Origin of the sequence: Saccharopolyspora sp. NPDC000359 (genome assembly GCF_040300525.1) — a bacterium.
In the GTDB taxonomy this organism is placed as follows: Bacteria; Actinomycetota; Actinomycetes; order Mycobacteriales; family Pseudonocardiaceae; genus Saccharopolyspora.
Genome location: NZ_JBEPDU010000006.1, coordinates 98,939 through 123,714 on the forward strand (window position 1 = coordinate 98,939; position 24,776 = coordinate 123,714).

Below are 24,776 nucleotides of genomic sequence, written 5' to 3' on the forward strand. Positions count from 1 at the left end.
GTGCAAGGGTTTGACGCACCGAGAACACGCGACTCCCGGACGTCTACCCCGCAGTCGCGGAAGGTCCGCTAGTGGGCGTTGGTCGCGAAGAAGAACACCAGGAACGGCAACAGGATCCACATGCCCAGGTGGATGTCGCGGAACCGCCCCGCCACGACCTTGATCAGCAAGTACGCGGTCAGCGCCGCGGCGATGCCGTTGCCGAAGTTGCCCCAGAAGATCGTGCACGCCACCAGCAGCGTCGCCGGGACCGCCTCGGTCAGGTCGCTGAGGTCGACCTTCTGGAACCCGCGCATCATGCTCAGCCCGACCACCACCAGCACCGGCGCGGTCGCCGCCGACGGGATCATGGTCGCGAACGGCGTCAACAGCAGCAGCACCAGGAACAGCCCGGCGGTGGTCAGCGACGTCAGCCCGGTGCGCCCACCCGCGTCGGACCCGGCCGCCGACTCCGCGTAGGTCGTGACCGACGGGGCGCCGACCAACGAACCGCCGGTGATCGCCACCGAGTCGACCAGGAACGTCCGGTTGATGTCGGACCGCTGGCCAGCCCGCTCGGACAGCCCGATCCGCTCGGTGACCGCGAGCACCACGCCCGTCGCGGAGAACAGCTCCGAGGCGAAGAACGCGAACAGGTACTGCAGGTACTCCGGCTGCAGCGCGCCCCAGAAGTCGATGTCGAAGGCCACCGGGCCGAGCCCGGCCGGGGTCTGGAACCAGTGGTCGGGCAGCTCGGTGACGCCCAGCGGGATGCCGATGACCGTCAACGCCACGATGCCGATCACGAACGCACCGGGCACCTTGCGCGCCTGCAGCGCGGCGACCAGCACGATGCCGCCCAGCGCGAGCAGGACCTCCGGGGAGCCGAGGTCGCCGATCTCCAGGCCGCTCGTGGACGGTTCGAGCATGCCGGAGAGCTTGAAGCCGACGTAGACGATGAACAGGCCGATCGCGGTGCCGATGGCCTTGCGGATGTTGTCCGGGATGACCTTGGCGAGCAGGCCGCGCAGGCCGAGCAGCGACAGCACGAGGATCGCCACGCCGGACCAGAACACCATGCCCATGGCCACCGGGTAGGGCACGTGCTGCTGCTGGATCAGCGTGGCCGCGACGAGCGCGGTGCCGCCGAGGCCCGGCGCGAGCACGAACGGCATGTTGGCGAAGAAGCCGACCGCGGCCGTGGCCAGCACGATCGTCAGGATCGTGCCGGTGGTGGCCGCCTCGTGCGGGACCCCCGCCTTGGCGAGCATGCCGGGGATCACCACGACCGCGTAGGCCGAGGCGAAGAACATGCTCAGCCCGGCCAGCAGTTCGGTGCGCACCGAGCTGCCGCGTTCGGCCAGGCCGAACCAGCGGTCCAGCTTCGACTGCTTCACATCGACCATCGGCCGCTACTCCCCTGGTGAAGATTGCAAGCGCTTGCAGTGCAAGCGATTGCAGGGAGGTTAAGCAGCACGGTAAGAAGGTGTCAAACGACGTGAGGGAGGACTCGATGGCGCGGCTGGCCGACGTGGCCCGCAAGGCCGGGGTGTCGGTGGCGACCGCCTCGCGCGCGCTGGTGCGGCCGGAGATGGTCGCCGAGCGCACCCGGCAGCGGGTCCGGGACGCCGCCATCGAGCTCGGTTTCCGCTACCACCCCTCCGCCCAAGCCCTGGCCACCGGCCGGAGCCGCCTGCTCGCGCTGCTGGTGCCGGACCTGACGAACCCCTTCTACGCACCGATCATCGCGGGCGCGCAGCGCGCGGCCGAGGAGTCCGGAAACGACCTGCTGGTGGTGGTCACCGAAGAATCGCCGGAGCGCGAGCGGCAGCTGATCGACCGCCTCCGCGACCGGGTGGACGGCTTCCTCGCCATCGCACCGCGCGGCGCCGGGTCGCTGTTCACCTCGCTGGACGTACCGCTGGTGCTGGTGGACCGGCGGGTGCGCGGGGTCCCCTCGGTGGTCGTCGACACCCCGGGTGGGCTCGCCGAACTGGGCGCCCACCTGGCCGAACTCGGCCACCGGCGGATCGCCTACCTCGGCGGGCCGCGCGGCTCGTGGGCCGACCCGCGACGGCTGGAGGGCCTGCAGCGCGGGCTGGACCACGAAGTCGTCGCCTTCGGCCCGCTGCCCCCGACCTTCGAGGCTGGCAGCGACATCGTCGACGAGCTGCTGGCGAGCGAGTGCACCGCGGCGGTCGCGTACAACAGCGCGCTCTTCCTCGGGCTGCTGTACCGCTTGGCGCAGCTGGGCGTCCGGGTACCGGAGTCGTTGAGCGTCTGTTGCGCGGACAACCTCGCTGGTCTGGGGCTTGCCGTGCCGGAGGCGACGACGCTGCACGTGCCCGCCGAAGAAGCCGGTTCGTCGGCGGTGGACATGGTGCTCGGATTCGTCGACGGACGATCGCCGGAACCGCGGAACCGCTCGGTCGCGGTGCAGCTGGTCATCGGGAAGACGACCGCGGCACCACGCTGAGCACCCCGCCCGCGAGAGGCGAATTCACCTGAAGTTCAGGGTTCAGCCGCCTCCGTCGTTACATTACGTGCGGTGATGGGGTAAGAATTCACACGTGTGGACCAGCACCAGATCAGTCGCCGAAGCGCTCGACCATGCCGATGCGCTCGCTGATCTGCGCGTCCGCTACGACCTGCCACCAGGCTTGATCCGCCTCGACGGGGACAGTGGCGGACCCCTGCGCACCACCCCCGCCCGGCTGCGCCGATTCGTCATGCACCGGCACGGGACGCACACCGGTCGACTGCGCGGTGAAGCCGAGTGGCGGCGCGAAGCCCGCCTCGCCGCGATCGCGCTCGCCCCGCTGATCGGCGCCGCGCCGAAGGAGCTCACCGTCGGCGAATCGACGTCGATCAACCTGTTCAAGGGCCTGCTGGCGGCCGCGCGCCTGCGCCCCGGCCGACCGGTCCTCGCGGTGGGCCGGGACTGCTTCGCCGCCGACCGGTTCCTCGCGAAGTCCGCCGCCGAGTTCCTCGGCGGACGCCTGCACCTGTTCAACGACATCTCCGAGCTGGCGGCGCTGCCGCCCAACGAGGTGGCGGTCGTGGCGCTCTCGCACACCGACCTGCGGACCGGGGCGGTGCGGGACGCCGCGGCCATCACCGCCGAGATCCACCGCCGCGGCGCGCTGGCGCTGTGGGAGTTGAGCCACTCGGCTGGCGCGCTGCACGTGGACCTGCACGACTGGCGAGCGGACTTCGCCATCGGCTGCGGGCACAAGTACCTCGGCGGCGGTGCCGGAGCACCGGCCTACTCGTTCGTCGCCGACCGCCACCGCAGCGCCTTCCCGGTGTGCACGACCGCCGGGGTGCTGCACCCGCTGGCGGACGGCTTCACCGGCTCGGCGTCGACGCTGTCGGTGTCGGAGCTGCGCACCGGCCTGTCGATCCTGGCTGGCATCGACGTGGCGGAACTGGCCGCCAAGACGACGAGCCTGGTCGACCTGTTCCTGGACCGCCTGGACCACTACTGCGCGGACACCAGCATCGAGGTGCTGCGACCGCCGGGGCCGTCCGGCGCCCAGGTCCTCCTCCGCCACGAGCGGGCCCAGCACCTCGCGAACGCGCTGTTCGACCGCGACATCGTGGTGGAACACCCGGCAACGGACCTCCTCCGCCTGAACTTCGCTCCTTCCTGGCTCCGCTACGTCGACGTCTGGGAAGCCGCCGAACAACTCCACGCCGCCCTGCACGACGTGTCCTGACCTCCTCGCTGGCGCTGGTCGCCTTCGAGGTGCTCCCGACGCTCGGGTCCACGGCCGCGGTGGACGCCGTGCGACGGGCCTTCGCCGAACCGGTGGCCCGTCACCCATGCCGCGCCCCGGGAGCTGCGGGACGGGTGCTGGGGATCCGCCCCGGCCGCGGTGGGTCGGGCGCGGGATCGCGAACAGCACTCCTGCTGCGCGGGTTCCGGTTTCGGCACCCGGTGCACGGCGAGGGGCGCTGCCACGCCGATGTGCACCCGCTGCTCCTACCTGGGAGTGCTGGCCGCCAACTCCGCGTCCGAGCTGTGGCCGGTGCTGTGCCCGTCCGCCCAGAGGTGGATCGAGGCGATCGTCCCCGAGCGGCACGGGCCGGTTCGAACGTGCTTCCACGATAGCGCCCGGATGACCGCACAGCTCTTTCCTTTTCATCCGGTCGAGTTAGGTCGATCGGCCGGAACATGTTGGCCTGCAAGACGATTCAAGTCGTCCGGACCCTGGCCGTTCGACCGATCCGCCCCACTGATCGCTCCGGCATGCTCGGAAGCGCATCCAGTGTGCGGGACTTCCCGGCCCCGCACACACGAACCGCGGGAGAGGAGTGAAGCGTGAACAGCATGGTGGAGGAAATCTTCGGGCGACAGGGGAACGGAGCGGGCCGGACCAGCGTCCTGGGCGACCTCGGGACGTTCCCAAAGGTCCTCGGCACCGCGCGCGGCGGGCGCGGTGGGGACTGGGGCCACGTCGACGCACCAGCGCGCGGCGGAACCCGCCCCGGCCCACCCCGTGGTGGCCGGTGGCGAAGCGGGCGGGCTCGTGACGGGCCGGACCAGGGCGGATCAGTGGCGATCGGGGACCCGGCCTGACGGCCGAGATTCCTCGGCCGATCGGCTGATCTCCGCGTCCGCGAATCAGTCGATCTCCTGATCCGGGAACCGGTTCCGGCGGGCATCCTCGGAGATGTGCTCGGCGCGCGGGTTCATCCCCCACCCGCGCGCCGGGTGCTCACCGCCCGGCAACTCCGGCGTACACCCGCTCCAGCTCGGCGTGCAGCTCGGCGGGGCGCACCTCGGTGGCGCGGAGCTGGCGGGTGGCGGTGCGCATGGCCGACACCAGGCGCTGGGCCTGCTGGAGGTCCTGGGGGTTGTTGCGGACCGCCTTCTCGGTGGCCGCGTCGACCACCCGCTCCAGCACGCTGATCGTCGGCCACCAGCGTTCCGCCCGAGGTGCTGTCGTGGGGTTCACCAGCTGCTGCTGGAGGGCCGCGCGGAGGTCGGCCAGCTGCCGGTAGGTGCGGCGCCGCAGTGCGGGGCGGCCGTGCCGCACCCCGGCCAGCGACTGGGAGACGTACTCCGCCACCGACGCCACGGCGTCGGCGAACAGGACCGGCAGCTCCGGCCCCCGGAGCAGCGGCCGCAGCAGGAACCCCACGACCAGCACGACGGCGCACCCGACGAGTGTGTCGACCAGGCGGGCCAGCGCGTGGAACTCCGCGCTCTGGCTCATCTGGAGCAGCACCAGCACGGTCACCACGGCGCTGAACAAGCCGTAGTGGCGGTCGATCGCGACCGGCACCTTGGCCGCCAGCACGACGATGAACGGCAACGACCACCAACCAGGAGGTACTAGGGAGAGCAGCAGCAACGCGAGCAGAACACCTGCGACGGTGCCGACGGCGCGCAGCACGGTGCGGGCGAAGACCGAGCCGGAGTTCGGCTTGAGCACCAGCGCGGCGGTCAGCGCGATCCAGTACGGCTGGTCCAGCCCGGCGAGCAGGCCGATCCCCTCGGCCAGCGCCAGGCACAGCACCATTCGGAGCACTTGGGCCCAGGTGGAGCGGCCGAAGGTCAGGCGCACGCGCTCCTTCTCGCTCGACACCGCGGAGTGCTTCGCCAGCCGGAACGCGCTGACCAGGTCCGCGATGCCCCGGTCGAGAGCCTGCGCCAGCGGCGAACCGGCGGTGTCCGGCGGGTACGGCGGTGGCACCTCGCCGGTGCGCATGCACCGGGCCAGCGTGCGCAGGGCTTCGCGGGCACGATGCGGAGGGCGTTCTCCGGCGTGCACAAGGGAGACCGCGGCCTCGACGATCGGGGTGGCGTGGGTGTGGACGAGGTAGAGGCGGTCGCGCACCCGGCTGCGGGACATCGACCCGCCGCCGACCAGCACGTCGTGCGCGGTGTTGAGGGCCTTGGTCAGCGCCTGGCGCGCGGCCACCGGCTCCTCGGCGTCGAGCATCCGCAGCGTGGCGTCGAAGACCCCTGCGACGGCGCTGCGCGCCGGTGCGGTGCCCCGGAACGGCCAGGTGGACGCGACCAGCGCGAACAGCAGCAGCTCACCGGCGGAGAACCACACGACCTGCTCGACCACCGGCAAGGTCGCCGACTTCTCGCCGGTGGCGACGATGCAGAACGTCAGCATGTGCGCGCCGCCCGAGGACCACAGGTCGCCCACCCGGCTGGCCAGCACCGACGGCACCGCCACCGCCAGCACCACGGCGGCGGCCCACCACGGGCCGGGCGCGGCGGCTCCGGCGGCGAACCCGAGCACGCCGAGGACCGCGGCGACCCCGACCCGGCGCAGTCGGTAGCGGTACGAGCCGGTGAGGTCCGAGAAGCTCGCGCACAGCGCGCCGACCGAGGCGAGCACCGCTGCCTCGATCCGGCCCGTCAGCAGCCCGACCAGCTGCGGCAGTCCGATGCCCAGCGCCACCGCGCTGACGCGCGTCCAGTCAGCGGGGATGGTCATCGGGCGCAGCTGCCGCAGCAACCAGTCCGGCAGCAGGAGGCGGGGTAGCGCTTGGCCCGGCAAGACGCACATCCCTTCGGGGCCGAGGGAAACGCGCTCCACGCCGAGCGGCTGGTGATCTGCGCTCGATTGTCACTGGGCGGCGACCGGTGCACCCGCGATCGACACCGGCGTCACACCGCGGGCTCGATCACACCGGTCGGGGAGGTGGCTCGGGCCTGCTCCACCGAGGCAGCCCGCGCAGGCGCCACATGCGTCCTAAAAGGACGGACGATTGAGGGAACTCAGGATCCTGGTAGCGAGAGAGGTGATGAACAGCCAGAAAAGGGCGGCCGCCCCGTAGTTGATGAGTACCGCGAGCTCGGGGTCCGCAGGCATGAACAGGCCCTGGAAGCCGAGCGCCAGCCACTCCGCCCAGGCCGCGACGAACTGCGTGATGCCGTTGTCCGGGTTGGCCCCGCCGATCGTCAGGACCACGTGCACCGCCAACAGCGCGGCGGCCGCGGTGCCGAACCACCGGACGATCGAGATGAGCACGCCGAGCCCCCGGTGCCATGCCCGGCGCAGGTCAGCGCGCCGCACACCGCCCTCGTGCGCCCCGGAGCTCACGTCTTCCACCACGGAACCAGTGTGGCACGGGGAACGCGATCAGCCGAAGACCCGACCGAGCAGCCCGCCCACCAGCACCCAGAAGCACGCGGCGAGGCCGTAATCGAGCAGCACCTGGAGCACCGGGAGGTCCACCGACAACAGGCCGGGGAAGAACAGAGCCAGCGGCTCGGCGGCCTGCGCCACGGACCCGGCGAGCTCGCCCTCGCTGGCGATCCCGGTCAGGATGAACAACAGGTGCAGCACCAGGAGCGCGGCGAACAGGAAGCCCACCCCCTGGAACAGCACAGCCACCCCGCTCCGGCCCTTGTTCGCCGCCATCAACCGCTCCTTCCGCGTGAGTCCGCTCTCACTCTGCCAGCTCCGGGCAGGCAGAACGGCACCACTTCTCCCACCATGTGGAAAGGGTGGTTGCATGGTGGGCGCCCCGAGGGTTTAGCCTGGGCCCGTGGCTCGCGTTCTCCTGCTTCGCCGCCGCGACGGGGTCTGACCGACCGGCCCCTCGTCGCGGGGTTCGAACGCGCCGGTCGTCGGTCCAGACCCGGAAACCGTGCAGGAGAACGACTCGCATGAGCAACATTTCCCCCGAACCGCAGGCCTCGTTCGCCGAGCGGGTGCGCAAGCCGTCCCGCCCCGCCCCCGCCGACCAGCAGCCGTGGAACCCGCAGCTGGGCAGCTCGATGCCGCACCACCGGTACCGCCCTTTCCACCAGCTGGTCGAGGACGTGTCCCTGCCGGACCGGACCTGGCCGGACAAGCGGATCACCCGCGCCCCGCTGTGGTGCGCGGTGGACCTGCGCGACGGCAACCAGGCGCTGATCGACCCGATGTCGCCCGCCCGCAAGCGCCGCATGTTCGACCTGCTGGTGCAGATGGGCTTCAAGGAGATCGAGGTCGGGTTCCCGGCGGCCAGCCAGACCGACTTCGACTTCGTCCGGGAGATCATCGAGGACGGCGCGGTCCCCGAGGACGTGCGCATCCAGGTGCTGACCCAGTGCCGCCCGGAGCTGATCGAGCGCACCTTCCAGGCGCTGGAGGGCGCGCCGCAGGCGATCGTGCACATCTACAACTCCACGTCGATCCTGCAGCGCCGGGTGGTGTTCCGCGAGGAGCGCGAGGGCATCAAGAAGATCGCCACCTCGGCCGCTGAGATGACCCTGGAGCTGGCCGGCAAGTACTCCGACACCGACTTCCGCTTCCAGTACTCCCCGGAGTCCTACACCGGCACCGAGCTGTCCTACGCCGCCGAGGTGTGCGACGCGGTCACCGAGATCTGGCAGCCCACACCGGAGCGCCCGGTGATCCTGAATCTGCCCGCCACTGTCGAGATGGCCACCCCGAACGTCTACGCGGACTCCATTGAGTGGATGCACCGCAACCTGGCCCGCCGCGACTCGGTGATCCTGTCCCTGCACCCGCACAACGACCGCGGCACCGGCATCGCCGCCGCCGAGCTCGGCTACCAGGCCGGGGCGGACCGCATCGAGGGCTGCCTGTTCGGCAACGGCGAGCGCACCGGCAACGTCGACCTGGTGGCGCTGGGCATGAACCTGTTCAGCCAGGGCATCGACCCGCAGATCGACTTCTCCGACATCGACTTCATCAAGCGCACCGTCGAGCACTGCAACCAGCTGCCGGTGCACGAGCGGCACCCGTGGGGCGGCGAGCTGGTCTACACCGCCTTCTCCGGCAGCCACCAGGACGCCATCAACAAGGGCCTGGACGCGCTGCGCGACGAGGCGACCAAGGCCGGGACGCCGGTGGACGACCACCCGTGGGAGGTCCCGTACCTGCCGATCGACCCGAAGGACGTGGGCCGCACCTACGAGGCGGTCATCCGGGTCAACTCGCAGTCCGGCAAGGGCGGCGTCGCCTACATCATGAAGACCGAGCACCAGCTGGACCTGCCGCGCAAGCTGCAGATCGAGTTCTCCAAGGTGGTGCAGGCCCGCACCGACTCCGAGGGCGGCGAGGTCAACCCGGCCGAAATGTGGGCGGCGTTCTCCGCGGAGTACCTGGAGGCCACCGCGCCGGTGAAGCTGGTGCGCCAGCAGGTCGCCGGGCAGGACGGCAACGAGACCATCACCGCGACCGTGGTCGTGGACGGCGAGGAGCAGCAGATCACCGGCACCGGCAACGGCCCGGTCTCGGCCTTCGTGGACGCGCTGAGCACCATCGGCTACGACGTGCGGGTCATGGACTACAACGAGCACGCGCTGACCGCCGGTGACGACGCCCGCGCGGCGGCGTACCTGGAGTGCGCGGTGGGCGACAAGGTCTTCTGGGGTGTCGGCGTGGACACCTCGACGATCACCGCCATGCTGCGCGCGGTGGTATCCGCGGTGAACCGCGCGAACCGCTGACCAGAACTGGGAACGGCCTGCGCACCGCAGGGTGCGCAGGCCGTTCTCGGTTGTCCACAGCCCTGTGGACAACTCTGCACAGGCTGTGGACAGCTCGGGGAGGCCGGTGGATGCGCGCAGCGGATTACCATGATCACCTCACCCCCGACCGGAGGTCCGCACCGTGCAAACCCGCCGCAGTCGGCGCTTGGCGCTCAAAGACCACGTCACCATGGCCGAGGTGAACGAGTTCGCCGCCGCCTGCGGCTGGACCGAGCTCGGCACCATGCGCGCCGACCCCGGGGCCGGAGTCTTCTTCGAGAAGAAGTGGCAGGTGCGGGACGAGCTCAGCCTCCACTACGTCGTCGACGACCTCGCGGGCGAGCGGTACGTGCTGGCGACGGGCCCGGACCCGGACACAGAACTGGCCGAGCTCACCTCGGGCCTGGCCACCTGGACGATCTCCGAAGCGACGTTCAACTTCGACGCGAGCGTCTACCGCGCCGACAAGGACCGGGCCGTCCGCCTGCTCGGCGTCGTCTCCCCCGCGGACCCCACCCGGGCGATCATCGACCGCGTCGCCAAGGCCGCCCGCAGCGACCACTCCGAGATCAGGCACGCCGCAGTCCTGGCCATGGCCTATGCCGAGTGGCCGGATTACCGCCACGCCCTGGAAGACCTCATCGAGCGGGAGACCGACGAGGCAGTGCTCCTGGACGCCCGGGACGTGCTGTCCGCGCTGAACGCCGAGTAGGCGATCACGGGACCTTCGCGTCGGACTCCTCCGCAGCCGCCCGCTCCTCGGCCTCGTCCTCCTTCGCCGCGCGGCGGCGCACCACGCGCACGATCAGCCAGCCGAGCACCACCGTGACCAGCAGGGCGATCCAGGAGAAGCGGTGGAACCACTGGCCCGCCACCAGGCCGAACACGTACGCCAGGGTGGTCACCGTGCCCGCCCAGGCGATGCCGCCAGCAGCGTTGGCGATCAGGAACTTGCGGTACTTCATGCCGAGGATCCCGGCCAGTGGCCCGGCCAGGATGCGCAGCAGCGCGACGAACCGGCCGCCGAACACCGCCCAGGCGCCCCACCGGTCGAACATCCGCTCGGCCTGCCGCACCGGTTTCGGCCCGAAGTGCTTCGGCAGCTTGCGCCCCAGCCAGCCCAGCAGGTTCCGGCCGTAGCGCTTGCCGACCGCGTAGCCGATCGAGTCGCCGATGATCGCCCCGCCGGCCGCGACGACGCCGAGCGCGATCGGGTTGACCACTCCCTGCGAGGCCGCCACACCCGCGCTGACCAGCATGATCTCACCGGGCAGCGGGATCCCCACGCTCTCCAGCCCGATGATCAACCCGACCACCAGGTAGATCACCCCGGGCGGGATCGAGTCCAGCAGTTCGATCATGGAGGTCCGTTCTGATCGGGTTCGGGCGCGGCCGGGACGGGCCACCGGCCAGAGTACGTACCCGAGGCCGTTGACGTTGCCCGGGAACCCGAAGACCTGCGCACATCTGTGGCGCCGTCACGCAACCGGTGTGACCGTAACCACATCGAGCGTTGCCCGCGGGGGAGGGCACTGTGCGCATCATCGGCATTCGGCACATACCGGTCGCCGTGCCGTTCCACCACGGGGAGCGGTGGGCCTCGGGGCGGCGCGGGTTGATCAGCGTGCTGATCGAGATCGACACCGACGAGGGCATCACCGGCATCGGCGAGGCCCCGGCGCACCCGTCGGCCGAGGTCGTGCTCGCCGTGCTGCGCTCGGTCGAGCGCTTCGCCATCGGCGAGGACCCGTTCCGCACCGAGCGCCTGGCCAAGCTCGGCGAGGTCGTCGGCACCGGGCACCCGGTCGGCGCGACCAGCCCGGCGCTGGCCGCCATCGACATGGCCTGCTGGGACATCGTCGGCAAGGCCTGCGGCCAACCGCTGGTGAACCTGTTCGGCGGGCGGCTGCGCGAGGAGGTCGAGTACCTGCACCAGATCCCGACCGGCGCGCCGGAGCGGATGCGGGAGCTGGCCGCGCAGGGTGCCGCCGCCGGGTCCGAGAGCTTCCACGTGCAGGTCGGCGCCGACGCCCTCGGCACCGACGTGGAGCGGGTCGCCGCCGTCCGGGACGGCATCGGCCCCGGCCGGTCGATCCGGGTGGACGCCAACGCGGCCTGGTCGCCCGCGGCAGCGCTGCGGGCGCTGCGGGCCCTCGCGCCCTACGACATCGAGTTCGTCGAGCAGCCCGTCTCCGCCCGCAACATCCCGGAGATGGCCCGGCTGCGCGCGCACGTCCGCGTCCCGCTGCTCGCCGGTCAGCTCTGCCGCGCCAGCCAGCTGGAGGTGGTCCGCCTCGGTGCGGCCGACGCGATCTCGGTGGACAACGCGCTGGACGGTGGCCTGCTGAACATGAAGCGCGCGGCCGGCACCTGCGAGGCGGCGGGCATCCCGGCCGTCAAGCACAGCCTCGGTGAGCTCGGCGTGGCCACCTGCGCGGCAGCGCACCTGATCGCGGCCACCCCGGGCTTCGACCACGCCAACCAGTCCTACCGCGCCCTGCTCTCCGACGACGTGCTCGTAGGGGGCCCGCTGCGGCACCGGGGCGGTCGGCTGCGGGTGCCGGACGCGCCGGGCATCGGGGTCGAGCTGGACCGCGACCGGCTGGCCCGGTACGCGGAGCTGTACCAGGTTGCGGGCGAGGAGTTCGAGGCCGCGGGCCCACCGAGCTGAGCTGCGGGGTCCTACTGCGGTCGTAGTCGGCGGTGGCCAGGATCAGCGTCCGGTTCGGCCAACACACTCGACCAAAGACGGTACCGGGCGGGGCGTCCGTTCGGCAGCATGGAGCTACGTCGCGGGATGCCAAGCGACGCCCCTGGGGAACACAGGGTCGGAGGGATGGGTCGGAGGGGGCGGGGGAACAACGTCGGGGACCGGCCCTCCCTCTGGACCTCCCCAGGGACCACCAGCGGTTGACGAGTCGTCCCGCTGCTGCTCAGGCCGGTTCCGGCGTTCGGGTCCTCGTGTTGGTCGGTGCGTGTGAACATCGGGCGGGTCCGGTTGCCCGAGCCACCCGATCGGTGTACCGAACTTGATGCTGGGTGGTGCACGGGGTTCAGTCAGGCACCGGAATGACAGCCGTGCCGAGGTGAACATGTGGCCGACCGAAGATCCGTGCGAGCAGTTGCGCTGGCGCATCCCGTGCCGACCGCCCGCCACCGACTCCCTGTCCGTGCTGGTGGTGGGTGATCGGGTCGCCGTCGTGCTGCCGCCCGGGGAGACGCTCGTGCTCACCGCGGCCGAGGCGGACGGGCTCGCCGCACTGCTGGACAAAGCCGTCGGGTTCGCTGCCAGCGGCAACCCGGACCGATAGGAGGGTGCCGCGTGGGACTGATCGACACCGACCTGAGCTTCGATCCGCGCGACCCCTACTTCCCCACCCCCGGCTCGTCCGGTGTCGAGTGGGCTCTGCAGGTGTTCACCACCACCAACGGCTACGGCCTCGACTCGGCTGGTGTCCGGCTCAGCGACGACCGGACGCACCTGCGCGCCGACCGCTACGCCTGGCTCGGCCAGCAGCTGCCGGTGGCCGCCGGGTCGGTCGACGTCGAGGTCACCCACCGCGGCGGGGTGCTCGAGTGGTCCATCGCCGCGCGCCACGACGAGCCGATCAAGTCCGTCAAGCTGCTGCTGCGCGGCCTGCCCGCCGACCAGCTGCGCGCCGGGTGGTGGGCGCCGAACACCGGGCGGGGTTGGGCGCACGGCGTCAACGGCCAGCGGTTCCAGCTCGAGTACCCGGGCCCGGACTGGGCGACCCCGTGGGTGGCCGCGGGCACCGACCAGGGCGGGTTCGTGCTCAGTGTGCGCGATCCGCTGGTGCGGCGGCAGATCCTGCACGTCCACCAGCCGCCCTACGCGCCGGGGCCGATCGCCGAGCTGGTGCACCTGCCGATGGCCAGCGCCCGCTCCACCAGTTACCAGGTCCCGCCGATCCGGTTGCGCCCCGGCGCCGACGCGCGCACCGTGGACGCCGACCTGGACGAGCACATGTCCTTCGTGGAGCGCGCGCACGACCTGCGGCCCTGGGCCTCCCGGCCGGACGTGCCGGACTGGATGCGCCGCATCGCGCTGGTGGTGACGCTGCACGGCCAGCACTGGTCGGGGTACGTGTTCAACACCTTCCCGCAGATGGCCGAGGCGCTGCGCTTCGTCGCGGAGCACATCGAGCCGCACCGCGTGCTGGCCTACCTGCCGGGGTGGGAGGGCCGCTACTACTACGCCTACCCGCACTACCGCCCCGGTGCGGACCTGGGCGGCGCCGAGGGGTTCGCCGCGCTCACCCGTACCGCGCGGCAGCTGGGCGTGCGGCTGATGCCGATGTTCGGCGGCCACGGCGCGAACGTCGTCCAGTACCCGCCGTGGGAACAGGCGGTGCTGCGCAACGACACCGACCGGTACGTGGAGCTGCTGAACCGGCCGGACTGGGACAGCGACCGGGTCGGCGAGGGCGACCAGGTGTTCCTCAACCCCGGTGAGCCGGAGTTCCGCGCGCACCTGGTGGAGTCGATCTCCGCGACGGTGCGCGACTTCGGCGTCGACGCGGCGTTCCTGGACACCCTCGGCTTCTGGTTCAACGACCCGCGGCACGACGTCTTCGACGGCTACCGGCAGCTGGTCGCCGAGCTGCGCAGCCGCCACCCCGAGCTGGTGCTGGCCGTGGAGGGCTGGTGGGACGCGCTGCTGTCGGTCTTCCCGCTGAGCCAGCAGTGGTACCGGATGGACCGCGACCTGCGCGCACCCCGCGTGCTCAACCGCTACGCCCGCACCACCGCGCACCTCGCGGAGGGCACCCCCGGCCAGGGCAGCACGGGCGTGCACGAGAAGGGCTTCCTGCACCGGCCGCCGGACGTCTTCCACGAGGGCCACATCCCGGTGGTCGGCATCGCGGACACGACGCTGCCCGCCCAGGCCGACGAGGTCGCCGCGATCTGCCGCTGGGCCGCCGAGCACGGGCCGCGGTGATGCGCAGACGATCAGCATTTGCGCAGCTCACTGGCTAATCATCAGCCCCACCGCCAGATTCGTGCTGTGCCGCGGACGCACCGGGTGTCCGCGCGGATCTGGCGAGGAACGAGATGGGGAAGGTCGAAGCAGAACCCGAGGAGCTGCGCGCGAGACCCAGGGCATCGCGGTGGTCAAGCCCACCATCGACATCGCGATCGGTGTCCGGCCCTACCGGGGGCGGTGACCTCACCGCGATTCCGATGGAAATCGGACGTCTGATGTCCATTGAAATCGCCGATCTCCGGCGTTTCGGGGCCCGACACGCCGGGAGTCGCGCGACGACTCGATGCGATTCCAATGGAAATCGCGCACGTCTCCAACGCGGCTCGAACACGCGCGGCACCAGCGAGCTGCGCTCCCACTCCCTCGCCTGAGCCGCTGCTCCACGCGCAAAACGCCTCATGGAAGGGGTTTCCATGCCCGACGACGATGGGTTCACGACGGCGACGGAGTTGCTGGTCGCTGACGCGAAGTCCTGGGACGACTTCGCCAAGGACGTCGGCCCCGCCGCGCAGGCCGCCGACGACCTGGTGCTCACGGTCCAGCACTTCGGCTTCCTCGCCGACGACCTCGGCATGACCGAGGTCTACCAGCGGGTGCAGCGCAAGTTCGCGCACCTGCTGCACGGAGCCGCCACCAACTTCCGCGACGTGGCCGCCGCCCTCCGCGAGTGCGCCAAGACCTACGAGCAGGTCGACGACCAGAACGCCCAGAAGCTCAACCAGATCAAGCGGTAGGAGACCACGATGCCCGCAACCACCACCGGCCAGTTCTCCGCGGCCGTCGACGAGGCCCAGCGGCTCCTGCACCGCCTGGAGGGGCTGTCCGGCGAAGTCCTGTCCGCCGTCCGGTCGAAGGTCCAGGGCCTGCCGGGCGCGATCGCCGACGAAGTGCTGGAGCTGCTGGCGGCGGCCATGAAGCCGTTCGCGGACGGGGTGGACCTGGTCCGCGAGTACCTGGCCCACCCCGGGGACGCGGACGCCCTGACCCGGGCCTCGGACCGCTGGAACGCGGAGATCGGGGGCGTGGTGACCGTGCTGTCCGCGAACATGTCCACCCAGCGGCTGGGGGCCGACGACCTGTGGGACGGCCGAGCGGCCTACGCCTACAAGCAGACCATCCCCGGGCAGCAGAAGGCGCTGGAGTCGATCAAGACCACCACCGACGCGGTGAAGGACGCGCTCGTCGAGCTGTCCTCGGCGATCACGTCGTTCCTGGTGTCGATCACGACGGCGGTCGCCAGCCTCGCCGCCGCCGCTGGCACGATCATCGTCGCCAGCCTCGCCACCCTGCCCGGTCTGGTGGCGTGGTTCCTCTCGTGCGCGACGGCCACGGTGGCGTTCCTGATCTCCGCCGGGGACCAGCTGTCGAACTTCGCCAAGACGGTGCGGGCGCAGATGTCGGCGCTGGAGAAGCAGTTGGCCTCCAACGCCGGATTCCCGAACAACCAGTGGCCGAGGCAGACCACCGACCTGTCCAACCCCGGCAACTGGTAGCCGCTGGGACCGTCAGGCGACCGGTGGGGCGAGGCCGGGCAGCGCCACCGGGGCAGCCGGAGGCGCTGCCGACTCGACCTCGGCGAAGGCCTCGCGGACCGCAGCGGCGATGCCTGACGGCGTGCCGAGGCGGTCCGCGGCCACCGCGATCCCGGTGACCTCACCGCCGGTGAGCACCACCACGACGTGACCGCCGGAGCTGACCAGCGTCCGGTCGGTGGTGCGGTGCCGCTCGACGTCGTCCAGGAACTGGTGGGCGTCGCGGAGCATCCGCGCCGCAGCCACCGGGTCACCAGGCAGGTCGTGCGCAACCGGACTGCCCTGCTGCGCGCGGACCTCGGCGAGTCCAGCGCTGACCAGCGCGGACATCGCGGCGTTGCGAGCGGCCAGCACCGCCTCGCCGAGCCGGTGCGGAGCCACCTCCGCGCGCCAGGTCCCGGCCACCTGGACCGCTCGCACCGCGCCTGCGCCATCCACACCGACCGAGACGCTGCCCGTGTCGTCCTGGCCGGTGAACAGCCCTTCCCCGGCGGGCGGACCGTCGGCCGCTCGCAACCACGACTCCTCGAAGTGCTCTGGTTCGTCGAGCCAATCCAGCACCTGTCCTCCTCATCGCTCAGGTCGGTGTTCACCGTGCCGCGCGAACCGGGGCGGTTCCAGCGAACTCCGGGTCGGCTGATCGGCTCCTGATCGACGGCTGAGCGCTCGGTGACGAGCACCGGATCAGCGCGGGGGCCAGGTGACCGCTGCGCTGTTCAGGCCGGTGGCGTTCGCGTCCTCCCACATGAACGGGACCGGTGACGTGCCCGTCTCCGAGGACGCCGCTGTCACGTAGTCGTGGCCCGGCTGCGGGTGGACCAGGACGGGGCCGCAGGTGGCTGCCTGGCCGGGCGCGGTGAAGGCCAGTTGGCAGTGGTGCAGCGTGTCGGGCACCCGCTGCGCGGTGGTGGTGTCGCGCAGCCACAGGTGCACCGCGACCTCAGGTGCGGCATCCACCGACGACACCCGCACCGAGATCCGCACGCCCTCCGGGGAGGTGCTGATGCACGGGTCGACCTTGACCGGGCCCCGTTCCCACGCACCTCGGCACTGCTGGGCGATCTGGTCCGCGGACACCGGGGTGGCGGTCTTGGCGACGATCGGCTTGGCCAGCGGCGCTTCTTTCCCCGCAGGCACCAGGAACCCCACTGCCGCCGCGACGCCCCCGAGCACCGCGACCGTGGCCGCACCGACGACCGCCATCCGGCGACGTCGGTCGGGACGGCGTGCTGGCTCAGGCGAGTCCGGTTCCTCGGGCTGAGAAGCGGTTTCCTCGGGCTGAGCGGCGGTTTCGGGCGGCGCGGCAGGTGTGGGAAGTGCGGCAGCTGCTGGTGGCACGGCAGGTTCGGGCGCAGCAGCAGGTGCAGGCCGTCCGACCGGTTCGGGCGACGCGGCAGCTGCGGGTGGTTCCGCGGCCGGAGCGGGTCGGGCGAGTTCGTTGCGGCGCTGGCACCAGCGGTCCACGAGCTCGGCCACGTCGTGGTCCAGGACCGCGGGATCAGCCAGCAGGTGCCGGTTCAGCCGGGCGTGGCGCAGGCACGCGCGGACGAACGTCGCGGTCACCTCCGCGGTCGGCAGCACCGAGCCGGACACCGCGTTGCGCATCGTGCTGGTGGAGAACGGTTCCCCGAGCTGGCGGGATTGCCGGGAGAGTTCCTGGAAGCTCGGCCCGCCCGCCTGCTGCCGGAGCATCCGCAACTCGTGCGCGAACTTGGCCAGCGGCCCCTCCTCCGGGTCGATGGCGGCCTCGCGGCGACCCGGTTTCCCCGTCATCTGCGCCTCCAGTCGTCGGTGGATGTCGCACAAATGATTAGCACCCCGCTGACCTCGTTGGTTGTTGTTCACCGAGCACGTCACCTTGACGGTGCTCATCCCACGACGACGAGGAGGTGGCGGGGATGTCGACGCCAGGATGGCTGCTCTTCCCAGGTATGGCGGTGCTTTCGTTGCTGGACAACGGCGGGGTCCTGGGCGGCGTTCGGTGAGTGCGCCGCACCGGGGCCGCCGCGCCTCGACTGTTCCGGATCCGGGTTCGCCGTTGGGGCGGTTCGCGCTCGGGTTGCAGCGGCTGCGGCAGGAGGCCGGGAAGCCCAGCTACGAGACGTTGTCCTACGAGACCACGCGGTTGGGGCACGGGTTCTCGGACACGTCGTTGCGCAATGCCGCTGCGGGCAAGCAGGTGCCGACCTGGGACGTCACCGAGATGTTCGTCCGCGCGTGCGTCGCGTTCGCCCACACCAACCCGGAGCGGGCGGTGGACGCGGTGCGGGAGTGGACGCCCAAGGGGCTCGTGGCCGAGTGGGCGCGGCGCTGGCGGGAGCTGCGGCACGCTCCCGAACCGGTCGAACCGCGCGACGAAACCAGTGGTTGCGTCGGCAACCTCCCTGCGGAGTTAACCACGTTCGTCGGTCGCGCGCCGGAACTCGCGGCGGCCGAGCAGCTGCTGACGCGGTCGCGGCTGGTCACCGTGGTCGGTGGCGGTGGTGTCGGCAAGACCCGGTTGGCGTTGCAGATCGCCGACCGGGCAGCCCGGGCCTTCCCGGACGGGGTGTGGCTGGTGGAGCTGGCACGGTCCGCGTCGGCGGCCCACGCGGTCGCCGACGCGCTCGGCGCGCCCGAAGCGGACCTGCCGGTGTTCCTGGCGGGCAAGCGGCTCGTGCTGGTGCTCGACACCTGCGAGCACCTGGCGGAGGAGTGCGCCGCGCTGGCCCGACGCCTGCTGGCCGTGGCACCGAACGCGCTGGTCGTGGCCACCAGCCGCCAGCCGCTGGGGGTCACCGGCGAGCACGTCCTGGTGGCGCGTCCGCTGGCCGACGACGACGCCGTGGCGCTCTTCGCCGACCGCGCGGCCGCCGTCGCCCCGGAGTACGCGGTGGGCGCGGAGGACCGGGAGGTCATCGCCGAGCTGTGCCGTCGCGTCGACAACCTGCCGCTGGCCGTCGAGATGGCGGCCCGGTGGGTGCGGGTGCTCAAGCCACAGGAACTGCTCGCGCGGCTCGGCGACGGCTTCGGGCTGCTACGCAACGGGGACCGCGGATCCGACGATCGGCACCGCACGCTGCGGGCGGTGTTCGACTGGAGCTGGAACCTCTGCTCACCGGTCGAACAGGTGGTGTGGGCGCGGCTGAGCCTCTTCGAGACCGACATCGCCCTGGAGTCGGCCGAGCGCGTCGGTGCCGAAGGCGGGCTGACCGCCGAGGACGTGCTCGCCGCCCTGGCCGGGCTGGTCGACAAGTCCGTTCTGACCACAGTGGACTCCGGTGGCCTCACCCGGTACGCGCTGCCGGGGCTGGTGCGCCAGTACGGGCGCAACCGGCTCGCCGAAGTCGGCCGCGCCCGACGACTGGCCCGCACCGCGACCGGGCTCGGCCACATCCTGCAGCGTTCCCCGCACCCGGCACCGAGCTGATCACTCGACCGCGAACACCCAGTGCTCGGCGGGGCCGCGGGTGGCCCACGCGTACCCACCCGCCGTGGCGATCGGCAACGCGGTCAGGCCCTCGCCGACCAGCTGCTTCTGCTCGGTGGCCATGGCGATCGGCAGCTCCCCGTCGACCAGCCCGTAGACGGCACGGGCGGTCACCGCCGTCACCTGGAACGCCCGGTCCTCGTCGGAGTTCTCCCACAGCAGCCGTCCCCCGCGCACGTCGACCACGGTGGCACCGCTCTCGCTGTGCACCGCCGCGACACCACTCACCGGGTCGTAGGTCAGGTCCTGCTGGAAACCGGACCAGCGGTGCCCTCGCTCGACCGGCACCGACCAGGCGACCGCACCACTGGCGGGGTCGTGGGCGGCGAGCGCGTAGAAGTCGGCGTCCAACTGCCAGTGGATCAGCACCTGACCTTCGGCGAAACCGACCACATCCGGGGCCACCGCTGGTCCGCCCTCCCCCGGCGGTGCGACGTCGCTGCTCTGCCACAGCTGCGCCGAACCCGCCGGGGACAGCCGGTAAGCGACGAGCGGCCCGCTGTCGCCGTACTGGGTGATCAGCACGTCACCGCGCACCTCGACGACGTGCTGGGCTCCGGCGATCGTCAGGTCACCGGACCGCCATACCTCGGTGCCCCCCAGGTCGTGCACCACCTGCACCCCGGAACCCGGCTCCGAGCGCACCAGCCAGCCGTTGCGGAACTGCTCCGGGGAATCCGGCTCACCGGCCTGCCGCCACACCAGCTGCGCCGCCGAGTCGTAGACCTCGGTGACGGCCTCCTCCCGGGCGGCGGTGGTCGTCGTCCCCGGTGTCGTCGTCGGGTAGCGCAGGACCACCACCGGTCGCCCGCCGACGTCGCCGCTGGTCACCTCGGCCGCCTTGGACTCCCCCGAGGGCACCGGGATGCTGGCCCGCTCCCGCCCGCTGGCGGGGTCGACGAACGTCAGCACCTCCTGCTGGCCCTGGTCGCCGAGGAAGGCGAACACCTCACCTGTGCTGGCGACCTTCTGGAACACGCTGGTCCCGAAGTCCCCGTGCCCGCGCGCGGCCAGCGCCCCCTGCCACACCGGCTGGGCGGCCAGCCCCGGAACGGGCGCCCCGGGCAGAGCCGGGGGCGCGGCCTCCGGTGCCGCTGGAGCACCTCCCCCACTGCACGCCGTCGCACCCAGCACCGCGGCCAGCACGACGGCTGCCGACCAGAATCGTCCTGCCATCCTGAACCCTCTTCGCTGTCGACCTCGACGACCAATCTGGCCAAGCACCGCCGCGAGGCCCAGCGAAGTTCGGATCTCCTGATCGTCCGCTGATCGTTGCGTGCTGCTGCGGAACCCGGTGGACGACGGTTCCGGCCAGCTACCGGCTGGTGACGGTCTCCGCCTCGGCGACCAGGGCGTCGAGAACGAGCTGGACCGCTGGGCGTTCCGCAGCCCCTCGCCGGGAGACGACCTCGATGTTGCGACCCGCCTTGACGCCGCCGAGCGGGCGCAGCGCCACCTCGCGGAGGTTCGCCGAGTAGCGGGGCAGCAGGGCGACGCCGTGCCCACCTGCGACCAGCGCCTCCGTGACCCTGAAGTCGTTGATGCGCTGCACCACCCTCGGCCGCACACCGGTGCGGACGGCCAGCGAGCGCAGCACGTCGTCCACCGGGAACCCGACGTCCACGCTCAGCCACGGCTCCCCCACCAGCTCCGCCGGCTCCACCCGCTCCTGCGCGGCCAGCGGGTGCCCGAGCGGGAGCGCGACGTCCAGCGGTTCGCGCAGCAGCGGCGTGATCGCCAAGCGCTCGCCGTCGAACGGCTCCGCCTGGTCATCCCGGTGCGTGACCACCAGGTCGAAGTCCGCCGTCAGGCCCGGCACCTCCACCGGCGTCATGTCCACGTCCCGGCACTCCAAGCGCACCTCGGGGTGGGCGGCCATCCGCCGCAGGAGGCCCGGGAGCAGCAGGAACGCGCCGGACGGGAAGATCGCGACCCGCACCACGCCGCGCGGGGTGGACCGGTAGCTGTCCAGCTCGGCTTCGGCTCGGTCCAGGGCGGCCAGGACCTCGTCGGCCCTGGCGGCGAGGGCTGCGCCCGCGTCGGTGAGGCGGAGGCCGCGGCCGGCGGGTTCGGTGAGCTGGACGCCCACCTCGGCTTGCAGGGCTCGGATCTGCTGGGAGACCGCGGAGGGGGTGTAGGAGAGAGCCTTGGCGACGGCGGTGACCGTTCCGCGGTCAGCCAGCTCCCGGAGGAGCCGCAGCCTGCGCACGTCCATGACGGGAGGTTACTTGGTTGGGGGTGGGTGGAGGGGTTTGTGGTGGGGGCCCGCGGATGGGTGGTGACGTGGGGTTGGACATTCGGATCAGTGGTGGTACTGCGGCGGGGTTAGGGAGGAGTGGGTGTCTTTGGGGAGGGGGTTGAGTTTGGGTTCAAAGCGGTGGGTGGTTGTTTTGCGTGGTGTTGCAATTTCAATCGAAATTGCCGTCGTTCTCGACGGATGGTGCAGTGGCGATGCGAGGCAATTTCAATCGAAATTGCAGACGTCACCACCGGGGGTTCCCGTCCTGCGAATCGCTGGGGACTCCGTCCTGCCAATCGCTCCGGTCGTCCCGCCCTGCCAATCGCTCCGGTCGTCCCGCCCTGCCAATCGTTGCGGGGGTCCGTCACGTAGATCGCTCCAGGGTTCCGCCCTGCGATGCACTCCGGGGACTCCGTTCCGGAGTTGGTTTCGGGGGTTGGTCCTGGGTCTTGCGTTTGGGGTTCCTGGGCTTTGGCCTCGGTTTCGGGATTGGGCCTTGCTGCTGGGGTTCGGGCTTGGGCTCTGTCCTGGGGTTCGGGCCTGAGCCTTGTTCGGGTTCGGGCCTGGGGTCTGTTGCGGGGTTGACCTGGGGTGGGGGCTGGGTTTGGGGTGGTTCTTGGAGTCCTTAGAGGACTTCTTCAGGGTTCGTGCAGTTAGTGTTGCTTGTGGTTCATGGTTCGGGGGGTGAGGGTTGGGGGGTGAGTGCTCGGGATCGTTCTTTGGCCTTGTTGGTTGCCGTGTTGTGGGGAGCCAACTTCATCGCTCTTGATTTTGGGCTTGGGCAGTTCCCGCCCTTCTTCTTCGCCGGGTTGCGGTTCGCCGTGCTGTTGCCGCTGTTGTTCTTCGTTCCGCTTCCTGGGGTTCCTTGGAAGTGGTTGGTTGGGTACGGGTTGTGCTTCGGGGCCTTGCAGTTCGCCTTCTTGTTCGTGGCGATGAACATCGGGATGCCCACTGGGTTGGCTTCCCTGGTGCAGCAGGCTTCCGCTCCGTTCACCGTGGCACTCGGGGCTTTGCTGCTCCGGGAGCGGATCACTGGTTTGCAGGTTGTTGGCATCCTCACCGCTGTGGTGGGCATGGTGGTCATCGGGTGGCACCGGGCGCAGAGCGCCGCACTGGTGCCGATGCTGATCACCGTGTGCGGGGCTTTTTCGTGGGCCTTGGGGAACCTGTGCGCGCGGAAGGCCGATGCGCGGAACCCGTTGCACCTGACGTTGTGGATCTCGATCGTGCCGCCGCTGCCGATGTTCGCGTTGTCCGCCGCTTTCGAAGGGCCGAGCGCCGGGTGGGACGCGTTGGTGTCCGTCTTCGACTCCGCCACCGGGTGGTACGCGCTCGCCGGGCTCACCTACACCTCGTTGCTGGCCACGATCGTCGGGTCCGGGTTGTGGACGACGCTGATGGGTCGGTACCCGGCCAGCCGGGTTGCGCCGTTCTCGCTGCTGGTGCCGATCGTCGGGTTCACCACCGCGTGGTTGGTGCTGGGCGAGCAGCCGCACCCGGTGGAGCTCGCGGCGGGCGCCGTCGTCGTGAGCGGGGTGCTGCTGGGCAGCCTCAAGCTCACCCGCCGGGCCGCCCCGCCCGAAGCGCTCGAACCGCCCGCCGCGACCGCCTCGGCGAAGGCGGGCTGACGGCGCGCCTCAGGACCGGCGGCTGCTGGTCCGCTCGAAGTCCGGGTTGCACACGTGGACGCCGTTGCCCTCCGGGCAGTCGTAGGACACCAGGGTGCGGCCCGACTCGGTCACCAGGCGGTCCGCCGTCGCCGTCGCCAGGATCGCCCGGTGATCGCACGCGGTGCACCGCTGCGCGCTGCTGTACCTCACTCGCTACCTCCGTTCACCTGACCGTCGATCCTATGTGGACGCCACCCCGCACCGCGCGGAAATCGCACCTCCCGACCCGAGGTCCTCGCAGTTTCAATTGAAACTGCGACTTCCCCTGAGGGCGCGGCGCAGTTTCAATTGAAACTGCGGACCACCGGTCAGGGGGCGGAGGTGATGTCGCGGTCGCCGAAGTCCGCCGGGTCGACCGCTTCGGCGACCACCTCGTGCGGCTTCAGGCGACCGTCGCGGATCTCCTCGGCGTAGTGGCACGCCACCCGGTGGCCGGGCTTCAGCTCGCGGAGGGCGGGGCGCTCGGTGTCGCAGCGGCTCGGCTGGCGCCACGGGCAGCGGGTGTGGAAGCGGCAGCCCGCCGGCGGGTTGGCCGGGGACGGCAGGTCTCCGGTGAGCAGGATCTGCTCGCGCGAGTCCTCCACGGTCGGGTCCGGCACCGGGACCGCCGACAGCAGTGCCTTCGAGTACGGGTGCAGCGGCTCCGCGTAGAGGTCGTCCGATGTGGACTCCTCCACGATGCCGCCCAGGTACATCACGCCGACCCGGTCGGCGATGTGCCGCACCACCGCCAGGTCGTGCGCGATGACCAGGTAGGTCAGGCCGTACTCGGCCTGCAGGTCCTCCAGCAGGTTCACCACCTGCGCCTGCACCGAGACGTCCAGCGCCGACACCGGCTCGTCGGCCACCAACAGCTCCGGTCCCACCGACAGCGCGCGGGCGATGCCGATGCGCTGGCGCTGGCCGCCGGAGAACTCGTGCGGGTACTTGCGCAGCGAGGTCGACGGCAGGCCCACCGCGTCGAGCAGTTCCCGCAGCTTCTTGTCGGTGACCTCCCGGCCGGAGTCCATGCCGTGCGCGCGCATGCCCTCGACCAGCAGGGACTGCACCGACTGCCGGGGGTCGAGGGAGGACAGCGGGTCCTGGAAGACCATCTGCATGCGGCGGCGCATCCGGCGCAGCGCCTCGCCCTTCATCCCGGACAGGTCGACGCCGTCGAACACCACCTTGCCGCCGGTCGGCTTCTCCAGCCGCAGCACCGCGCGTCCCAGCGTCGACTTGCCGCAGCCGGACTCCCCGACCAGGCCGTAGGTCTCGCCGCGTTCGATGCGCAACGACACGCCGTCGACGGCGTAGACGTAACCGACCGTGCGGTCCAGCACCACGCCGCGCTTGATCGGGAAGTGCACCGCGACGTCCTCGACGTCGATCAGCACGTCCTGGGTGTCCCCGGCGGTCCCCAAGGTCTCGGTCATGCAGTTCCGCCTC

At 71.2% G+C, this 24,776-nt stretch carries 22 protein-coding genes; 11 read left to right on the plus strand and 11 right to left on the minus strand.

Annotated features, from left to right (window positions below; genetic code table 11):
- Window positions 1-68: 68 nt before the first annotated feature.
- Window positions 69-1,385, minus strand: coding sequence for an NCS2 family permease (locus ABT324_RS06430; RefSeq protein ID WP_351172612.1), 1,317 nt, complete (start codon window positions 1,383-1,385; stop codon window positions 69-71).
- A gap of 80 nt (window positions 1,386-1,465) precedes the next feature.
- On the opposite strand from ABT324_RS06430, the gene ABT324_RS06435 reads away from it, so the two are divergent.
- Together ABT324_RS06435 and ABT324_RS06440 are read left to right on the plus strand one after the other, a co-directional pair.
- Window positions 1,466-2,455, plus strand: coding sequence for a LacI family DNA-binding transcriptional regulator (locus tag ABT324_RS06435; protein ID WP_351172615.1), 990 nt, complete (start codon window positions 1,466-1,468; stop codon window positions 2,453-2,455).
- A gap of 94 nt (window positions 2,456-2,549) precedes the next feature.
- Window positions 2,550-3,698, plus strand: a complete 1,149-nt coding sequence (locus ABT324_RS06440) for an aminotransferase class V-fold PLP-dependent enzyme (protein ID WP_351172618.1) — start codon at window positions 2,550-2,552, stop codon at window positions 3,696-3,698.
- Window positions 3,699-4,700: 1,002 nt separating this feature from the next.
- Here the strand turns inward: ABT324_RS06440 and ABT324_RS06445 are convergent.
- The 3 genes from ABT324_RS06445 to ABT324_RS06455 all read right to left on the minus strand — a co-directional run bounded on the left by ABT324_RS06445 (window position 4,701) and on the right by ABT324_RS06455 (window position 7,370).
- A complete protein-coding gene (locus ABT324_RS06445; protein WP_351172621.1) occupies window positions 4,701-6,503 on the minus strand; it encodes an FUSC family protein in 1,803 nt (600 codons plus the stop codon).
- A 195-nt stretch (window positions 6,504-6,698) separates the two neighbouring features.
- A complete protein-coding gene (locus ABT324_RS06450; RefSeq protein ID WP_351172623.1) occupies window positions 6,699-7,061 on the minus strand; it encodes a hypothetical protein in 363 nt (120 codons plus the stop codon).
- A 27-nt stretch (window positions 7,062-7,088) separates the two neighbouring features.
- On the minus strand, window positions 7,089-7,370 hold the full coding sequence (locus ABT324_RS06455; protein ID WP_351172626.1) for a hypothetical protein: 282 nt from the start codon (window positions 7,368-7,370) through the stop codon (window positions 7,089-7,091).
- 248 nt (window positions 7,371-7,618) lie between these two features.
- Here ABT324_RS06455 and leuA point away from each other — a divergent pair, with 248 nt between their 5' ends.
- Both leuA and ABT324_RS06465 read left to right on the plus strand, forming a co-directional pair.
- Window positions 7,619-9,412: a 2-isopropylmalate synthase gene (leuA, locus tag ABT324_RS06460; RefSeq protein ID WP_351172629.1), complete on the plus strand. Its 1,794-nt coding sequence runs from the start codon at window positions 7,619-7,621 to the stop codon at window positions 9,410-9,412.
- A gap of 187 nt (window positions 9,413-9,599) precedes the next feature.
- Window positions 9,600-10,145 (plus strand): hypothetical protein, encoded by a 546-nt coding sequence (locus ABT324_RS06465; RefSeq protein WP_351172632.1) that lies wholly within the window; start codon window positions 9,600-9,602, stop codon window positions 10,143-10,145.
- A 4-nt stretch (window positions 10,146-10,149) separates the two neighbouring features.
- Here the strand turns inward: ABT324_RS06465 and ABT324_RS06470 are convergent, their stop codons facing one another.
- Entirely contained in the window at window positions 10,150-10,794 is a 645-nt protein-coding gene (locus ABT324_RS06470; protein WP_351172635.1) for a DedA family protein, read from the minus strand.
- A gap of 173 nt (window positions 10,795-10,967) precedes the next feature.
- Here ABT324_RS06470 and ABT324_RS06475 point away from each other — a divergent pair, with 173 nt between their 5' ends.
- The 5 genes from ABT324_RS06475 to ABT324_RS06495 all read left to right on the plus strand — a co-directional run bounded on the left by ABT324_RS06475 (window position 10,968) and on the right by ABT324_RS06495 (window position 15,931).
- Window positions 10,968-12,104 carry a mandelate racemase/muconate lactonizing enzyme family protein gene (locus ABT324_RS06475; protein ID WP_351172638.1) on the plus strand — a complete coding sequence of 379 codons (1,137 nt, stop codon included), beginning with the start codon at window positions 10,968-10,970 and terminating at the stop codon, window positions 12,102-12,104.
- Window positions 12,105-12,525: 421 nt separating this feature from the next.
- Complete coding sequence (locus tag ABT324_RS06480; RefSeq protein ID WP_351172641.1) at window positions 12,526-12,744, plus strand: hypothetical protein; 219 nt, start codon at window positions 12,526-12,528, stop codon at window positions 12,742-12,744.
- A gap of 11 nt (window positions 12,745-12,755) precedes the next feature.
- The gene (locus tag ABT324_RS06485; protein WP_351172644.1) at window positions 12,756-14,393 is read left to right on the plus strand and encodes an alpha-amylase family protein; all 1,638 of its coding nucleotides are present in this window, start codon (window positions 12,756-12,758) and stop codon (window positions 14,391-14,393) included.
- 458 nt (window positions 14,394-14,851) lie between these two features.
- On the plus strand, window positions 14,852-15,172 hold the full coding sequence (locus tag ABT324_RS06490) for a DUF2563 family protein (protein ID WP_351172647.1): 321 nt from the start codon (window positions 14,852-14,854) through the stop codon (window positions 15,170-15,172).
- A 9-nt stretch (window positions 15,173-15,181) separates the two neighbouring features.
- The gene (locus ABT324_RS06495; protein ID WP_351172650.1) at window positions 15,182-15,931 is read left to right on the plus strand and encodes a hypothetical protein; all 750 of its coding nucleotides are present in this window, start codon (window positions 15,182-15,184) and stop codon (window positions 15,929-15,931) included.
- Between the two features lie 12 nt (window positions 15,932-15,943).
- Here ABT324_RS06495 and ABT324_RS06500 read toward each other — a convergent pair whose 3' ends face one another.
- Together ABT324_RS06500 and ABT324_RS06505 are read right to left on the minus strand one after the other, a co-directional pair.
- Window positions 15,944-16,531, minus strand: coding sequence for a hypothetical protein (locus ABT324_RS06500; RefSeq protein WP_351172653.1), 588 nt, complete (start codon window positions 16,529-16,531; stop codon window positions 15,944-15,946).
- 123 nt (window positions 16,532-16,654) lie between these two features.
- On the minus strand, window positions 16,655-17,743 hold the full coding sequence (locus ABT324_RS06505) for a hypothetical protein (RefSeq protein WP_351172656.1): 1,089 nt from the start codon (window positions 17,741-17,743) through the stop codon (window positions 16,655-16,657).
- Window positions 17,744-18,008: 265 nt separating this feature from the next.
- Here ABT324_RS06505 and ABT324_RS06510 point away from each other — a divergent pair, with 265 nt between their 5' ends.
- On the plus strand, window positions 18,009-19,379 hold the full coding sequence (locus ABT324_RS06510) for an ATP-binding protein (RefSeq protein ID WP_351172659.1): 1,371 nt from the start codon (window positions 18,009-18,011) through the stop codon (window positions 19,377-19,379).
- On the opposite strand, the gene ABT324_RS06515 is transcribed toward ABT324_RS06510, so the two are convergent.
- Both ABT324_RS06515 and ABT324_RS06520 read right to left on the minus strand, forming a co-directional pair.
- Window positions 19,380-20,615, minus strand: a complete 1,236-nt coding sequence (locus ABT324_RS06515) for an outer membrane protein assembly factor BamB family protein (protein WP_351172662.1) — start codon at window positions 20,613-20,615, stop codon at window positions 19,380-19,382.
- A gap of 139 nt (window positions 20,616-20,754) precedes the next feature.
- Window positions 20,755-21,654 carry a LysR family transcriptional regulator gene (locus ABT324_RS06520; protein ID WP_351172665.1) on the minus strand — a complete coding sequence of 300 codons (900 nt, stop codon included), beginning with the start codon at window positions 21,652-21,654 and terminating at the stop codon, window positions 20,755-20,757.
- 722 nt (window positions 21,655-22,376) lie between these two features.
- On the opposite strand from ABT324_RS06520, the gene ABT324_RS06525 reads away from it, so the two are divergent.
- A complete protein-coding gene (locus ABT324_RS06525) occupies window positions 22,377-23,306 on the plus strand; it encodes an EamA family transporter (RefSeq protein WP_502949703.1) in 930 nt (309 codons plus the stop codon).
- A gap of 9 nt (window positions 23,307-23,315) precedes the next feature.
- Here ABT324_RS06525 and ABT324_RS06530 read toward each other — a convergent pair whose 3' ends face one another.
- Together ABT324_RS06530 and ABT324_RS06535 are read right to left on the minus strand one after the other, a co-directional pair.
- Window positions 23,316-23,498 carry a hypothetical protein gene (locus tag ABT324_RS06530; RefSeq protein ID WP_351172668.1) on the minus strand — a complete coding sequence of 61 codons (183 nt, stop codon included), beginning with the start codon at window positions 23,496-23,498 and terminating at the stop codon, window positions 23,316-23,318.
- A gap of 158 nt (window positions 23,499-23,656) precedes the next feature.
- Window positions 23,657-24,763 (minus strand): ABC transporter ATP-binding protein, encoded by a 1,107-nt coding sequence (locus ABT324_RS06535; protein WP_351172671.1) that lies wholly within the window; start codon window positions 24,761-24,763, stop codon window positions 23,657-23,659.
- Window positions 24,764-24,776: the final 13 nt, after the last annotated feature.